This is a genomic window from Actinocrispum wychmicini (assembly GCF_004345645.1).
Classification (GTDB): domain Bacteria; phylum Actinomycetota; class Actinomycetes; order Mycobacteriales; family Pseudonocardiaceae; genus Kibdelosporangium; species Kibdelosporangium wychmicini.
Genome location: NZ_SLWS01000001.1, coordinates 1,580,291 through 1,594,867 on the forward strand (window position 1 = coordinate 1,580,291; position 14,577 = coordinate 1,594,867).

Below are 14,577 nucleotides of genomic sequence, written 5' to 3' on the forward strand. Positions count from 1 at the left end.
GGAGCGCGCGATGGCACCACTCCGTCGGACCCTGAGCGTGTGGCAGGCGATCGGCCTCTCGGTCGCCCTGATGGCCCCGAGCATGGCCGCGAACATCAACCCGCAGTTCATCGTTCCCTTTGTCGGCCGGGCCGTGCCGCTGGCGTTCCTGCTGGCCGCGGTCGCCGTGTTGCTCGTGGCGTACGGGTTCGTACGGCTGTGTCAGTACTTCAACCACGCGGGCTCGGTCTACGCGTTCGTCGGCGCCACCCTCGGGCCACGGACCGGTGTGGTCGCCGGCGTGGGGCTGTTGGGGACGTACACGTTCTACGCCGTCGGGACCGCGGCCGCCGCGGGGCGGTTCGGCACGGCGTTCCTGCAGAGCATCGGTGTGTGGCCGCACCCGCCGTCGTGGGCGCCGTTCCTGCTGGCTGTCGTGGCGCTGTTGATCGGATTGCAGCTGACGGTCGTGCCCGCCAAACGGGGGATGGGCCTGTTGCTGCTGGTCGAGGGGGTGACGGTGGCGCTGATCCTGCTGGTGACGGTGATCGTGCTGGTGCGGCTGGTGCCGTCGAAGTTCGACCTGGACGTGTTCACGGTCCCCGCCGGCACCGGGAGTTCCGCGGTGTTCCTCGGCGTCGTGTTCGGGTTCCTGTCGTTCGCCGGGTTCGAGGCGGCGGCCACGCTCGGTGAGGAGACCGCCCACCCGCGACGGGACATCCCACGGGCGATCCTGGGCACGGCGATCTTCGGCGGGGTGTTCTTCGTGGTCGTCACGGCCGTGGAGATGATGGGGTTCGGCGACCCGAACGCCTTCGCCAACTCGCAGGCCCTGGTGGGTGAGCTGGGCACGTCCTATGTCGGCTCGTGGGTCGGGGACACGATCACGTTGGGCGCGGCGGTCAGCGCGTTCGGCTGCATGCTCGCGTGCGTCGCTGGCGGTTCCCGGCTGCTGTTCGCCTTGGCCCGGGACAGCTTCGGCGCCCGCGGCCTGGGCGCGGCCTCGGCGGCGGGGACACCGGCCCGCGCGGCCGCGGTGGTGTCCACGATCGTCTTCGTCTGCCTGGTCGGGTGCTGGGTGCTGTTCGGGGCGACCGCGACCGACCTGGTCGGCTGGTTCGGCGCGATGGGGACGTTGATCCTGCTGGTCGCGTACCTGCTGACGACGGTGGGCGCGATCCGGCTGCTGTTCGTGCGGCGGGTGATGGACGTGCCACGCTGGCAGGTGGTCATCCCGTTGGCGGCCATCGTGGTTCTGGGATACACCTTGTACAGCAACGTGATCCCGTATCCGACCGAAGGAGCGGCCCAGTGGTTCCCGATCGTCGCCGGCGGGTGGCTGCTGCTCGCGCTGGTCGCCGTGTGGGCCGCGCCGGCCACCGCCCGTCGTGTCGGGGAGAGGCTCGCCGATGTTCGAGCAACTGTCCCTGATTGACCACCACTGCCACGGTGTGGTCCGCCGCGATCTCTCTCTAACAGCGTTAGAGAGTCATCTCACCGAGGCCGCGGTGGGATCGTTCGCGTCCCGGATCGGGCTGGCGGTCCGGCGCTGGTGCGCGCCCGTGCTGGACCTACCCGCGCACGCGCCCGCCGAGGACTACGTCGACCGGCGGACGGCACTGGGGTTCGACGAGGTCAACGCCAGGTTCCTGGGCGCGGCCGGGCTGCACGCGCTGTGCGTGGACACGGGGTACACGCCCGAGCCCATCCTGTCGCCCGCCGAACTGGGTGCGCTGGCCGGCGGCCCGGCGTACGAGATCGTCCGGCTCGAAGAAGTCGCCGAGTCGCTGCACGGTGCCGTGACCGCGGGCGGGTTCCCGGACGCCTTCCGGTCCCTTTTGGACACCCGGTGCACGGCCGCGGTCGGCGTCAAGTCGATCGCGGCCTACCGCGTCGGGCTCGGCCTCGCCGCCGAACGGCCGGCCGACACCGAGGTGGTCACCGCGGCCGCGCACTGGCTCGCCGGCCCGGCCCGGCTCGCCGATCCCGTCCTGCAGCGGTTCCTCATCTGGTGCGGCGCGGACCTCGGCCTGCCGGTCCAGTTCCACGTCGGCCTCGGCGACGCCGACGTGGACATGCGGTCGTGCGACCCGCTGCTGCTCACCGGCCTGATCAGGAACCTGCGCGTACCGGTGATGCTGCTGCACAACTACCCGTTCCACCGCGAAGCCGGCTACCTGGCCCAGGTGTTCGACAACGTGTACGTCGACGTCGGCCTCGCCACCCACAACCTCGGCGACCGCGCCACCGTGCTGGTCGAGGAGACCCTGGAGTTGGCGCCGTTCACCAAACTGCTGTTCTCGTCGGACGCCTTCGGGCTGCCGGAGTTCTACCACCTGTCCGCCGTGCTTTTCCGGCGTGGCCTGGCGTCGGTGTTGGGCTCCGGCGTGTCCGAGGGGTCGTGGACCGCGGCGGACGCCGACCGGCTCGCCGAACTCGTCGCGGTCGAGAACGCCACCCGGGCGTACGGCCTATGAGAACCGGCGTTTCGGCCAGATGTAGTAGATCCCGGCCGCGACGACGAACCCGACCAGGAACGTGATGTCGCCGATCCACGGGATCGCCTTCGGCACTTCACCGACGTACCGTTCCTGGTTGGAGAACAGGCCGATGCCGACGATCATGCCCATCAGCATCGCGGTCGGGCCGCCCCAGTTCTTCACCCGGGTGTCCTGCAGGGCGGCGTCGATCTGCTGGTCACGACGGAAATGCTGGTCGACGAGCACGACGCCGAGCCACGGCCCGATCCAGTACGCGATCACCAGCAGGAAGCTCTCGTACGCCTTCCCGGCGTCCTTGAGTCCCAGCCAGGCCAGCACGAAGCCGATCACCCCGAACGCCACGGCCACAACGGCCCTGCGCAGTGCCAACGGGAGCTTGATGCCTAACGTGAGGAACGCGAGCGCGCCCGAGTAGACGTTCAGGACGTTCGCCGCGACGGCTCCGAGCGCGATCGACAGCAACGTCAACGACGCCAGCCATCCCGGCAGGTGCCCGGTGAACGCCGTGGCCGGGTTGTCCGATGTGGACCCGCTGATGGTCGTGGACGCGGCGCCGACGAGCATCAATACCGTGGTGGACAAGAACAATCCTGTGCCGGAGAACCAGCCGACGGCCCGTCGGCTCACGTCCTTGGGCAGGTATCGCGTGTAGTCGGCGGCGTAGGGGTTCCAGCCGGCGGTGTAGCCGAACGCGGCGCTGGCCGTGATGATGAACCCGCCGAGGCCGCCGGTTCCGACGCTGGCCCCTGGCGACGACTTGCTGAAGATGACCACGGTCGTGATCAGGAAGACCAGCGCGAGCAGCGGGAACACGTACCGTTCGAAGGCTTGGACCAGGTTGTGCCCGAAGAACGCCACCACGACCTGGACCGCGACGATCACGATCAGGCACAGCACCAACGGCATCCCGGTCAGCGAGTTCAGGGCGAACGTCCCGCTGACGCTGTTCACCGCGAACCACCCGACACCGGCCATCACCGACATCAGCGACGCGGGCAGCGCGTTGCCGAAGAACCCGAACGCGACCCGCCCCAGCACCATCTGCGGCACGCCGTGCGCGGGCCCGCGCGCGGACAGCACGCCGTGGGTGACCGAGCCGAGCAGGTTGCCGATGGTCACCGCGGCGGCCGCCTGCCAGAAGTTCAGGCCGAACACCGACACCGCCAGCACACCGACGAAGACCGTGGCGAACTCCAGGTTCGGCGACGTCCACGTCCAGAACAGCTGCCGTGCGGTGCCGTGCTTGTCCGCGTCCGCGACCGGCTCGATCCCGCCCGGCTCCACCTTCACAACTTTCTGGCCGTACATGGTTCGGCACCCTAGATCGTCGACGTTTCCGCCGGGTCACGGTTGACCAACCGCCGATCCTGCAGTAAACATTTACTGCATGGACACCAGGGCCGCCCTGCTGGCCGCCGCGGCGCAGGAATTCGCACGTCTCGGGCTGAAAGGCGCCCGGATTCGGGAGATCGTCGCCCGGTCCGGGGTGAACGAGCGGATGATCTACCACCACTTCGGCAGCAAGGAGGGCCTGTACCAGGCGGTGTTCAAGCACGAGGCCGCCGGCGTGAAGGAAGTCTGGCGGGAGGCGCTCGAACAGGCCGCGGGCATGGAGCCGTACGACGGCGTGCGGCACGTGTACCGGACGTACTTCGACATGATGCACGCCCGGCCGCTGCTGCTCGCGCTGGTCACCCAGGAGGCGGTCGGTGGTTGGGGGGCGCGGCCGCAGATGTCCGACGACGCGGTGCCCGAGGAGTTGCGGGCGCTGTACGACCAAGGTGTGGCCGAGGGGATCTTCAGTGCGGACCTCGATCTGGACGTCGTGTACGTGACCGCGGTGAGCGCGCTCGTCTCGGTGCCTGGGATGGCCGGGCACTTTCCGGACCTGATCGCCCGCCGGGGCATGGCGGCGTTGCGGGACCAGGTGGTCGCACTGTTGATGGACGGGATGACAGGGGAACGGAAATGATCGATGTCCTGGTGGTCGGCGCGGGGCCGACCGGGTTGGCGCTGGCCTGCGACCTCGCCCGGCGGGGTGTTGACGTGCGAGTGATCGACAAGGCGCCGGAGCCGTTCGGCGGCTCGCGTGGCAAGGGCCTGCAGGAGCGCAGCCTGGAGGTGCTGGCCGACCTCGGTGTGATCGACGAGATCACCGCGGCCGGCTGGGACCTGCCGACCAGGATCCACATCGGCGACCAACCGGTCCGTGAGGTCCGGGTGGGCGGAGCGGCGCTTCTGCTGCCCCAGTGGAGTGTGGAGAAGGCGCTGCGGGACAAGCTGCGCCAGTCCGGTGTTCGGGTGGAGTTCGGCGTCGAACTGGTGTCGTTCGCCCAGAGCGACTCGTCGGTGGTCGCCTCGGTGCCGGGGGAGACCATCGAGGCCAAGTACATGGTCGGCTGCGACGGCGGGCGCAGCGTGACGCGCAAGGCGCTCGGTGTCGCGTTCGACGGCGAGACCGCGGCCGAACAGCTTTTCCTGATCGCGGACGCGGAGGTTTCCGGCCTGACCCGGGACGCGACCCACATGTGGATCGACCCCAACCGCGGCATGTTCGCCGTCACCCCGTTCCCGGCGACCAGGCAGTGGCAGATCCAGGTCGCCGGCGACCCGGCCACTCCGACGCCGCCGGAGTTCCAACGCCTGTGCCGCGAGTACATCGGCAGCACCGACGTCACCCTGTCGAACTTCACCTGGATGTCGGCCTACCGGCCGAACGTCCGCATGGTCGACCGGTTCCGCGTCGGCCGGGTGTTCCTGGCCGGCGACGCCGCCCACGTCCACCCGCCCACGGGTGGCCTGGGAATGAACACGGGCATCCAGGACGCCTACAACCTCGGCTGGAAACTGGCCCGAGCGGTCGCCGGCACAGCCTCCCCCGGTCTGCTCGACACGTATCAGGACGAACGCCTGCCGGTCGCCGAATGGACCTTGGCCACCAGCACCCAGGCCCTGATGACGGTGGTGGCGGTGGTCCGGGCGGGCAGCAACAAGATCGAGGCGGGCGTCAAGGACGAACACCGCCAACTCGACCTCGCCTACCCGAACAGCCCCCTGTCCAAGAACCTGACGGACTGGACCGGTCCGCGGGCCGGCGACCGATCACCCTGGGCGGACAAGGCAAAGGGCCCGGATTTCACCCTCCTGGCGTTCGCCGGCGAGGCCCCGACTATCGCGGGCGTCCGCACGCATCTGATGCCGAAGCAGGATGACAAGGACGTGCTGGTGCTGGTGCGGCCGGACGGCCACATCGGAATGGTCGCCACGCCCAAGGACGTGAAGTCCATTGCGGACTATGTGGCCCGGCCCTGACCGGTGGGTGTCAGTCCTCCTGATCGGACAGCAGCCGGGCCAGTTCGGTCCGGGAGCGCACGCCCAGCTTTCGGTACACCGCGGCCAGATGGCCTTCCACTGTCCGCACGCTGGCGAACAGCTGCGCCGCCACTTCCCGGTTGGTCAGGCCGGTGGCGACCAGCTCGGCTATCTTCCGTTCCGTCTTGGTCAGTGTTCCGCCGGAACGGGCCGGCTGGACCCGGGTGAGTTCGGTGGTGGCGATCTCGGTGAACGGGGTCGCGCCGATGGCCGTGAAGCACGCCAGGGCGTTCTCCAGTGCGATGCGGGCTTCCCCTTTGGCTTTGTTGCGCCGAAGAACCTGGCCCTGCGCCAGGAGAGTCCGGCCGTACTCGAGCGGCAGCTGGGTCTGCGTGTGCGCCGCCACCGCGTTGTCCAATGTGGACGCGGCAGAGGACAGGTCGCCGCGGGCGGCTTCGGCCAGGCCCTGGATCCGCAGGCCCACCCCGAGCAGGGTGGGGCGGGCGGACCTCGTGCCCAGGTCGATCAGTTCGTCCGCGAGCGACTGCGCCTCGTCCAGCCGGCCGGTGTTCACCAGCGCCTGGCCCAGGTCGCTGTCCAGGCGCTGGCGGCGCGATGGTTCCCTGATGCCCTCCGCGCCAGCCATGTCCATCGCGGTCGTCAGCACGGACACGGCTGTGGTGTCGTCGCCGCGCAGGAGCGCGACGGCACCCAGCACTTGCCGGTACACAATGGCCTTACGGAAGCCGATGGCCGGTCCTTCGGCATTGAACTGGTCCTCGATCAGCTGCTGTGCCCCGTCCAGGTCACCTGTCAGCACCCGCAACAGACCGTCGGTGGCGTACAGGACCGCCGGAATCAAGCCGGACGCGCGGCGCACGGCCTCGTCCATCGCGGCGCCGGCCTCGGCATACCGACCGGCCCAACACTCGGTCAACGCCAGATGCCCGAACAACGGCGACAACGCGCCGTCCTCGCCCTCGTCCATCGCCTGCTTGATCGCGCGGCCCAACACGACCCGGGAGCCGGCCAGGTCGTCGACGGTCTTGAGGAAGTAGCCGCGGATCGTCGACGCCCGTGCGGTGATCGGCATCCACGGCATCGTGGCCTGGACCTGCTCGGCGCGGCTCAACAGGTCCTCCCGCATGCCACGGCCGGCACCGATGTTCGTGTCCGTGAGGTGGATCAACGCCGAGGCGAGCGCGGCCGGATCCGGCTCCACGTCAAGGCCGTCGAACAGCTCCAACGCCTTCGTCGCGTACGCCTCCCGGTCGCCGCCTTCGCCGTCACCGACATCGGACGCCATGGCGAACGCGACCGCGCGCAGATGGGTGTCGTCCCCGGCCTCGGCGATGGCGCGGCGGATCATGTCCTGCGCGGCCTCCGGACCACGGCTCCAGTAGATCACCTCGACCAGGAACGGCAGGTTCTGGCGGCGCAGGTCCGGGGGCATCCCGGCCATGTCCTTCTCGTCGATGTACTGCAGGGCACGTTCCCGCTCCCCGAGCGCGTACAGCACCTCGGCCGCAGCGACCCGACGACGGCCCAGGTCCACCAAGGCCGACGCGGGCGTGAACTCGACCGCCAACTCGGCCAGTTCCGCGGCCGCCCCGGTCGCCCCACGGGTACGCGCCGCCGTGGCCCCGTCGTCCAGGACACCGGCGACTTCGGCGTCGGGCGGCTCGGCCGCGATCGCCATGTGCCGGGCCCGCTGCTCGGGATCGCTCACGATCGTGGCCAGGCGCCGGTGCAGCGCGGCGCGCCCGCCGGGCGCCAGCGTCTCCAGCGCCGCGTACCCCAGCAGTGGGTGCGCGGGGCGCAAGCGGCCGGAGCTTTCCGCCACCATGCCCGCTGTGACCGCCGCGTCGATCGCGTCGAGCGGGTCCTTGACTATCCCCTGGAGCGCGCGTGTCGTGAGGGAGACCGTGGGGTACGCGAGCGCCGAGGTCGCGATGAGCGCGGCCTGGGTGTCCATGTCCAGCTCGGCGAGCCGCTCGTTGACCACGGTCGTCAGCGACGTCGGCAACGGCAGGTCGGTGGTCGGCTCGCCGTGCTGACGCGTGATGGCGCGGCCCACTTCCAAGGCCCAGAACGGATTTCCCGCGGTCCGCCGGACCAGTGTGCGCAGCACCCGCGGCCGCAGGGACAGGTTCAGCCGGGTCCGCAGCAGCTGGTCGATCGTGCGCTCGTCGAGCGGGTCCAGGTGCAGGTCGTCCACGGTGATCTCGCGCCACAGCTGCGACGGTGTCTGGTCCAGCCGGACACTGCCGAGCAGCCGGATCGGCTCGGACCGCATCCGGCGCAACGCGAACCGCAGTGCCTCAACCGTCGGACTGTCCACCCAGGACACGTCGTCCAGCACGACGAAGACCCGCCGCTGCGCGCACAGCGTCCGCAACATGGTGAGCACGGCCATGCCGACCTCGCGCTGGCCGACCGGCGCCGTCCCGGGCATCCGCCGGGCCAGCGCCACCTCGAGGGCGATCCGCTGCGGCTCGGGCAGTTCGTGCAGCAGCCCGTCGGTGGCCTCGTCCAGCAGGTCGGTCAACCCGGCGAAGGACAGCCCGGTCTCACTCTGACTACCGCGCGTCGCCAGCACCAGGAAATCGCGATCACGGGCGGCGGCCATCGCCGCCACACACACCGTCGTCTTGCCTATGCCGGGCTCACCGTGCATCAGCAACGCGCGTGGCCCCGGGTCGCGGTCGTCAAGCAGCCGCTCGACGGCGGCCAGTTCCGCCGACCGGGCCAGCCACTCGGCACCGCGCATGTCACCCATGGTGACAGAGATCGACCACGCCATGGGGGCCGACCTCAGTGCCCGATCGGGCGTCCGGGCTCTTGCACCAGCGTCCTGAAACCACGAAGGTGTGACCATGCACGCGAGCCGCGAGGTGATCGAGGCGAACCAGATGCTGACCGTGGCACGGCAGGAGGCGCTGAAGGGCAAGGCCGAGGGCGGTATCCCGATCGGTGCGGCGCTCTACGGGCCGGACGGTGAGCTGCTCGGCAGCGGCCACAACCGGCGCGTCCAGGACGGCGACCCGTCCACGCACGCGGAGACAGCGGCGTTCCGCAACGCCGGCCGCCGGCCGCACTACCGGGACACGATCATGGTCACCACGTTGTCGCCCTGCTGGTACTGCAGTGGGCTGGTACGCCAGTTCGGCATCTCCCGGCTGGTGATCGGCGAGGCGACCACGTTCTTCGGCGGCCACGAGTGGCTGGCCGGGATCGGCGTCCAGGTGACCATTGTGGACGATCCGGACTGCGTCGAGCTGATGACCGAGTTCATCCGGGAACACCCCGAACTGTGGTACGAGGACATCGGAGAGGTCCATGACGGTTCCCCTGGTTGACCTGCGGCCCTGGTTCGACGGCTCCGGCCGGGCCGAGGTGGCCGCCCGGATCGACGAGGCCCTGCAGGAGTCCGGTTTCCTGCTCGTCACCGGCCACGGTGTGCCGTCGTCCCTACGGTCCCGCGTCCGCGCCGAAGCACGCCAGTTCTTCGCCTTGCCCGGTGAGGTCAAGCAGCCGTACGCGGTGTCGGTCGGCGGGCGCGGCTGGCTGCCGCCGGGCGCGGAGGCGAACTCGTACGCGGAAGGCGTGGAGTCGCCGCCGGATCTGAAGGAGTCGTACTCGGTCGGTGCCGAAGCGGCGGTCGGCGACCCGTCGGTCGACGACTTCTGGTTCGCCCCCAACGTGTGGCCGGCGGAGGTCCCGGACCTGCGCGACGCGGCGAGCGAGTACATGGGCCGGATGCGGGCTCTGGCCGACGAGCTGCTCACCGTCTTCGCCGCGGCGCTTTCCCTGCCACCGGACCACTTCACGCGGCACACGGGCAACTCCACCTACACCTTCAACATCAACTGGTACCCGCCGCTGACCACGGTGGGCCAGCCGGACAAGGACCAGTTCCGGATCGGCCCGCACACCGACTTCGGCACGGTCACCGTGCTGGACCGGGAGCCCGGCGTCGGCGGCCTCCAGGTGTACACAAAGGACGGTGAATGGGTGGACGCGCCGTACCATCCCGAGGCGTTCACCGTCAACATCGGCGACCTGATGGCTCGCTGGACCGGCGACCGCTGGCGCTCCACCCGCCACCGCGTACTGCCGCCGCACGCCAGCGCGCCGGACGAGGACCTGGTGTCGTTGATCTACTTCTACGAGACCGACCACGACGCCCGGATCACGTCCCTCGGCCCGCCGGTCGGCCACGTCGACTACCCCGAGGTGACCGCTTCGGTCTACCTGAAGGAAAAACTCGACGCCATCACGATGGACTAGGCGTCCAGCACCGCGGCGTCCACCACCGGCGGCAGCGTGGACCACGGGAAGTTGATCCACTGGTCGGTCCGCCGCCACACGTACTCGCACTTCACCATCGAGTGCGATTTCTCGTACAGCACCGCGCACCGGACGTCCGCCACGTGGTCCTGGCAGAAGTCGTGCACCAGCTTGAGCGTCGACCCGGTGTCGGCGACGTCGTCGGCCACCAGCACCTTGGCGCCGGTGAGATCGACCACATTGGGCACTGGCGGCAGCATCACCGGCAGCTCCAGCCGCTCGTCCACACCCGTGTAGAACTCGACGTTCATGACGTGCAGGTTCTTGACGCTCAACGCGTATCCCAGCGCACCGGCGGCGAACAGCCCGCCCCGGGCGATGGACAGGATCAGGTCCGGCCGGAACCCGTCCGCGGCCACCATTTCCGCCAGCTCGCGGGACGCCTTGCCGAACAGGTCCCAAGTCAGGATCTCGCGCTCGTCCATGCCGGCATGCTAACCGCGCTGGTGTGGTCAGCCGCTCATCAGGGCGTCGAAGCTCGGGAAGTCCTCGGCGAGCCGGTTTCCGGTGAAGTTGCCGACCCAGCCCTCGTCGTCGTGGAAGAAGCGGATCGCCACGTAGTCCGGCCGGGTGCCCATGTCGAACCAGTGCGTGGTGTTCGCCGGGACGCTCAGCAGATCGCCCGCGGTGCACAGCATCCCGTACACCTTCCCGTTGACGTGCAGGTAGAACACACCTGAACCGCGGGCGAAGAAACGGTCCTCGTCGTCGTCGTGGGTGTGCTCGGCGAGGAACTTCTGGCGAGCCTTGGCGGCCATCTCGGTCCATTCCGGACTGTCCGACGGGGTCATGTGCAGGGCGTCGACGTACCCGTACCCCTCGGTCTCGATCACCTGGTCGACATGTTCCCGGTAGGCGGACAGCACCTCCTCCGACGGCGGTGTCGCCGACAGCGTGGTGACGATCGGCCACCGGGAGAACCGGACGCCGATCCGCTTGAGCTCGCTTTCGATCTCCGCGGCGTCCTCGGTGCGCGTCAGTACGGTCGACGGGTCCGTGTCGGGCCACACAGTCAGCAGCGTCATACCGCCATTATGAACCGCAACAGCCATTCCAGGCACTCCGTGCGATGCCTGGCCTGCGTCAGGTCCGCGCCCCACACGTACAGCCCGTGCCGGGCCACGATCAACGCCGGGGTGTCGGCCCGGTGGCCCGCTTCGAAACTGTCGCCCAGCACGACCATGTCCTGGCTGTTCGGCACGACCGGGATGGTCACCAGGTCGTCGTGCGCGGACCGGCCGAAGCCCTTGAGCATCTCCATGTCACGCAGCTGAACCCCGTCCGGCCAGCGTTCGGCCGCCAACACGGGCGCGTGCACGTGCACGTGGACGACGGCCCTGGCACCCGAGACCGCGGCGATCCGTGCGTGCAGCCCGGCCTCCGCGGACGGCACGCCTGGCCCGACAGCAGCACCCGACGAGTCGATCTCGACCACGTCCGCGGCGGTCAGTTCCCCTTTGTCCAGGCCGCTCGCGGTGACCGCCAGCCGCAGCGGCTCGTCCCGCAGGCGGACGGACAGATTCCCGGAACTGCCCCGCATCCAGCCCATCGCGGTGTACCGGGCGGCTTCCTTCGCGAGCAGCTCGCCGGCTTCTGGCAGGTTCACGCCAACTCCACACTGACGTCGGCGAACGACCGGATCGCCAGGTGCGGCCCGAAGTCCGCGTCGCCGAACGGCTCACCCGGCCGGGCCAGCCCGACCGTGCGCCAGCCCGCCTCGGCCGCCGCGTCCAGTTCCGCGGGCACGTCGGAGAAGAACACGATCTCCCCGGCGCCCAGGGCGGCGGCGATCGCCTGGTACGACGGAGCCGCCCGTTTCGGCCCGGCGTTGACGGTGTCGAAGTGCGCCATGAACAACCCTGTGACGTCTCCGTCCGTGGACCGGGAGAACGACGCGACCTGGCCGGCGACCGAGCCCGACGAGAACACCGCCAGGTCGACCCCTTTGTCGTGCCAGGCCCGCAGCGCCGGCACGACATCCGGGAAGAACTCGGTCACCAGGTCGCCGTCGGCGTAGCCACGCTCCCAGATCAGCCCCTGCAGGGTCTTCAGCGGCGCGATCTTCTTGTCCTCGGCCATCCACCTGTGCAGCACGGCCACGACTTCGTCAGTGCCGGCGTCCGCACCGAGCCCGCCCAGGGTCTTGATCTGCGCGACGGCGTCGACGACGATCGGATCGGTCGGGTGCTCGGTGATCCACGGGCCGAGCCGGGGCCGGGCGTAGTCGTACAGGACCACGTGCACCTGGCTGGTCGGGGTCAGCGTGCCCTCGATGTCGACGACGACCCATCGCGCGGTCAGCGTGGTCACTGGTTGTGTTCTCCTTCGCGGTAGTACTCGGCCACCAGGCCCGGCTCGAACGGGCCGCGGTCGGTGACGATCGTGGTCACGAAACGCGGCGGCGTCACGTCGAACGCGGGATACAGGCCACGGACTTTGTCGCTGGCCGTCCGCCGGCCCAGCGTGTACCGGACTTCGTCGCCCGACCGGTATTCGATCGGCACATCCGCGCCGGTTGTGACCTGCTGGTCGGGCGCCTGGACCAGGGCGTGGAACGGAACGTGGAAGGCCGACGCGGCCACCGCGAGGGCAAGCGTGCCGACCTTGTTGATCACATGCCCGTCCATGGCGACCCGGTCCGCGGCGGTGACCAGCGCGTCCACCTCGCCGGACTGCAGCACGGCCGCGCCCATCCCGTCGGAGATCAGCGTGGTGTCCACGCCCATCTCACCGAGCGTCTCCGCGGTCAGCCGGGCGCCCTGCAGGTACGGCCGGGTCTCGGTGCAGAAGAAGCGCAAGCGTTTGCCTGCCCGGTGGGCGGCGTTGACGGTCTCGATCAGGTACAGGTCCGCCCAGCAGTGCGTGAGCACACCGCCTTCGTCGGGAAGCAACGCGGCCGCGTGTGTCCCGAGGGAACGACAACGGGACCGGTACAGCTCGTCACCTGCTTGCGCGCCCGCCAAAGTCGACGTCAACAACTCCTCGCCGGCGCCCGTGGCCGCGCTGAGCACGGCGTTGACGGCCTTGCGCAAGTGGTTGTTCGTTGAACGGGTCCGGATCAGCCGTTCGCCCGCCTGTTCCAGAGCCGCGTGGGCAGCGTGCGGACGCATGCCCGCGGCTTCCCGGGCGGCCAGGACCATGCCATACAGCGCGGCGAAGTACGGCCCGGACGACTGGGTGACCATGTCCTCGATCGCGCGGGCGACCTCCTCGACCGTCCGGCACGTCACCCAGTTCCGCTGGAACGGGAACTCCCGCCGGTCGAGGATCAGCACGCCGTCGTCCGTCAGCCGAACACTGTCGGCGAGCACCGGGTCCATCAGCTGTATCCGGTGATCGGCGGGTGTTCGCCGGTCAGGAAGTACGTGCCCACCTCGCGGGCCTTGTAGACCACCGGGTCGTGCAGGGTGAGCGTGCGCGCGTTGCGCCAGAACCGGTCGAAGCCGTACTTGGTGGCGGTCGCGCGGGCACCCATGAACTCGTAGACCTTGGTCGTGGTCTCGTTGACCACCTTGGTGGCGAACACTTTCGCCGACGAGACCGTTACCGCCGTGGTCGCACGCTGTTCCGGCGTCAGGTCCGTGCCGGCCAGGTCCGCGGCCCGCAACGCGTCGGCCGCGCGGTCGGTGAGCAGGCCGGCGGCCTCCACTGCGGCGAACAGTTCGCCGTAGCCGGCGAGGATGTACGGGTCGTCCGTTGACGCGTCCACATTGGACAGAAACCATGGTCGGGTGAGCGACTTGGTGTAGTCGGCGGCCTCGGCCAGCGCGCCCATCGCGATACCCACATAGATCTGGGTGAGCGCGACCTGGAACCCCAGCGCGGCCAAGGAAAGCCGGAGGTTGTCCGGCGGGTTGGCGCCCAGCACGTCGTCCGGGTCGACGGTGACACTGTCGAACACGATGCCGCCGCTGGCGGTCAGCCGCTGGCCGGTGTTGTCCCAGTCGGACGGGTACGAGATGCCCTCGGCGCGGGCGTCGACCGTGAACGTGACCTTCTCGTCGGTGTCCACCGTGGTCGCCGACACCACCAGCCGGTCGGCCACGCTCGCGCCGGTCGCGAACGTCTTGCGACCGTCCACGACGAACCCGTCGTCGGTCGGCGTGAGCCGCAGGGCGGCGTCCAGCGGGTTGGACACGCCGGAGAAGAACCACTCCGGGTTCGCCCGCATCTGCCGCGCCGGCCCCGGGTTGTCGAACAGAGTCGCCCGCCACAGGTGCAGGTAGTGATAACCGATCAGGTGGCCGATGGAGGCGTCCGCGGACGAGACGATCCGCGTCACCGCGTTCGTCGCCTCCTGGTCGGCACTCAGCAACCCGGACGAGCGCAACAGTTCGACCTCGGCCACCGGCGGTCGGTTCGCCTGGTCCCGTTCGGCCGCGTCCGCCCTCAGCTGCGCGGCCACCTCCTCGGCCAAGCCGATCCAGTCCGTCAT

General features: G+C 69.6%; 14 protein-coding genes. 6 read left to right on the forward strand and 8 right to left on the reverse strand.

Going from position 1 to position 14,577, the window contains the following annotated elements; all coding sequences use genetic code 11:
- The first annotated feature begins 10 nt into the window (after positions 1-10).
- Both EV192_RS07945 and EV192_RS07950 read left to right on the forward strand, forming a co-directional pair.
- Positions 11-1,414, forward strand: a complete 1,404-nt coding sequence (locus tag EV192_RS07945; protein ID WP_132112492.1) for an APC family permease — start codon at positions 11-13, stop codon at positions 1,412-1,414.
- Positions 1,389-2,456 carry an amidohydrolase family protein gene (locus EV192_RS07950; protein WP_132112494.1) on the forward strand — a complete coding sequence of 356 codons (1,068 nt, stop codon included), beginning with the start codon at positions 1,389-1,391 and terminating at the stop codon, positions 2,454-2,456. Before EV192_RS07945 ends, EV192_RS07950 begins: the two co-directional genes overlap by 26 nt.
- Here the strand turns inward: EV192_RS07950 and EV192_RS07955 are convergent.
- Positions 2,451-3,788, reverse strand: coding sequence for a purine-cytosine permease family protein (locus tag EV192_RS07955; protein WP_132112496.1), 1,338 nt, complete (start codon positions 3,786-3,788; stop codon positions 2,451-2,453). The genes EV192_RS07950 and EV192_RS07955 overlap by 6 nt on opposite strands.
- A gap of 79 nt (positions 3,789-3,867) precedes the next feature.
- On the opposite strand from EV192_RS07955, the gene EV192_RS07960 reads away from it, so the two are divergent.
- The gene (locus tag EV192_RS07960; RefSeq protein WP_132112498.1) at positions 3,868-4,452 is read left to right on the forward strand and encodes a TetR/AcrR family transcriptional regulator; all 585 of its coding nucleotides are present in this window, start codon (positions 3,868-3,870) and stop codon (positions 4,450-4,452) included.
- Complete coding sequence (locus EV192_RS07965) at positions 4,449-5,792, forward strand: FAD-dependent oxidoreductase (protein WP_132112500.1); 1,344 nt, start codon at positions 4,449-4,451, stop codon at positions 5,790-5,792. The genes EV192_RS07960 and EV192_RS07965 overlap by 4 nt, the downstream gene beginning before the upstream one ends.
- 10 nt (positions 5,793-5,802) lie before the next feature.
- On the opposite strand, the gene EV192_RS07970 is transcribed toward EV192_RS07965, so the two are convergent.
- Positions 5,803-8,562 (reverse strand): AAA family ATPase, encoded by a 2,760-nt coding sequence (locus EV192_RS07970; protein ID WP_165960239.1) that lies wholly within the window; start codon positions 8,560-8,562, stop codon positions 5,803-5,805.
- A gap of 106 nt (positions 8,563-8,668) precedes the next feature.
- Between EV192_RS07970 and EV192_RS07975 the strand changes: the two genes are divergently transcribed.
- Entirely contained in the window at positions 8,669-9,151 is a 483-nt protein-coding gene (locus tag EV192_RS07975) for a nucleoside deaminase (protein ID WP_132112504.1), read from the forward strand.
- Positions 9,132-10,082 carry an isopenicillin N synthase family dioxygenase gene (locus EV192_RS07980; RefSeq protein WP_132112506.1) on the forward strand — a complete coding sequence of 317 codons (951 nt, stop codon included), beginning with the start codon at positions 9,132-9,134 and terminating at the stop codon, positions 10,080-10,082. Before EV192_RS07975 ends, EV192_RS07980 begins: the two co-directional genes overlap by 20 nt.
- On the opposite strand, the gene EV192_RS07985 is transcribed toward EV192_RS07980, so the two are convergent.
- Genes EV192_RS07985 through EV192_RS08010 form a run of 6 tightly spaced genes read right to left on the reverse strand, consistent with a single transcriptional unit; the run spans position 10,079 to position 14,577 of the window.
- Positions 10,079-10,567 carry a phosphoribosyltransferase gene (locus tag EV192_RS07985; protein WP_132112508.1) on the reverse strand — a complete coding sequence of 163 codons (489 nt, stop codon included), beginning with the start codon at positions 10,565-10,567 and terminating at the stop codon, positions 10,079-10,081. The genes EV192_RS07980 and EV192_RS07985 overlap by 4 nt on opposite strands.
- A 27-nt stretch (positions 10,568-10,594) precedes the next feature.
- The gene (locus tag EV192_RS07990) at positions 10,595-11,167 is read right to left on the reverse strand and encodes a 1,2-dihydroxy-3-keto-5-methylthiopentene dioxygenase (protein ID WP_132112510.1); all 573 of its coding nucleotides are present in this window, start codon (positions 11,165-11,167) and stop codon (positions 10,595-10,597) included.
- Positions 11,164-11,748: a methylthioribulose 1-phosphate dehydratase gene (gene mtnB / locus EV192_RS07995; protein WP_279492917.1), complete on the reverse strand. Its 585-nt coding sequence runs from the start codon at positions 11,746-11,748 to the stop codon at positions 11,164-11,166. Before mtnB ends, EV192_RS07990 begins: the two co-directional genes overlap by 4 nt.
- Positions 11,745-12,452, reverse strand: a complete 708-nt coding sequence (mtnC, locus tag EV192_RS08000; RefSeq protein ID WP_132112513.1) for an acireductone synthase — start codon at positions 12,450-12,452, stop codon at positions 11,745-11,747. The genes mtnB and mtnC overlap by 4 nt, the downstream gene beginning before the upstream one ends.
- A complete protein-coding gene (locus EV192_RS08005) occupies positions 12,449-13,462 on the reverse strand; it encodes a s-methyl-5-thioribose-1-phosphate isomerase (RefSeq protein WP_132112515.1) in 1,014 nt (337 codons plus the stop codon). Before EV192_RS08005 ends, mtnC begins: the two co-directional genes overlap by 4 nt.
- Positions 13,462-14,577 carry an acyl-CoA dehydrogenase family protein gene (locus EV192_RS08010; protein WP_132112517.1) on the reverse strand — a complete coding sequence of 372 codons (1,116 nt, stop codon included), beginning with the start codon at positions 14,575-14,577 and terminating at the stop codon, positions 13,462-13,464. Before EV192_RS08010 ends, EV192_RS08005 begins: the two co-directional genes overlap by 1 nt.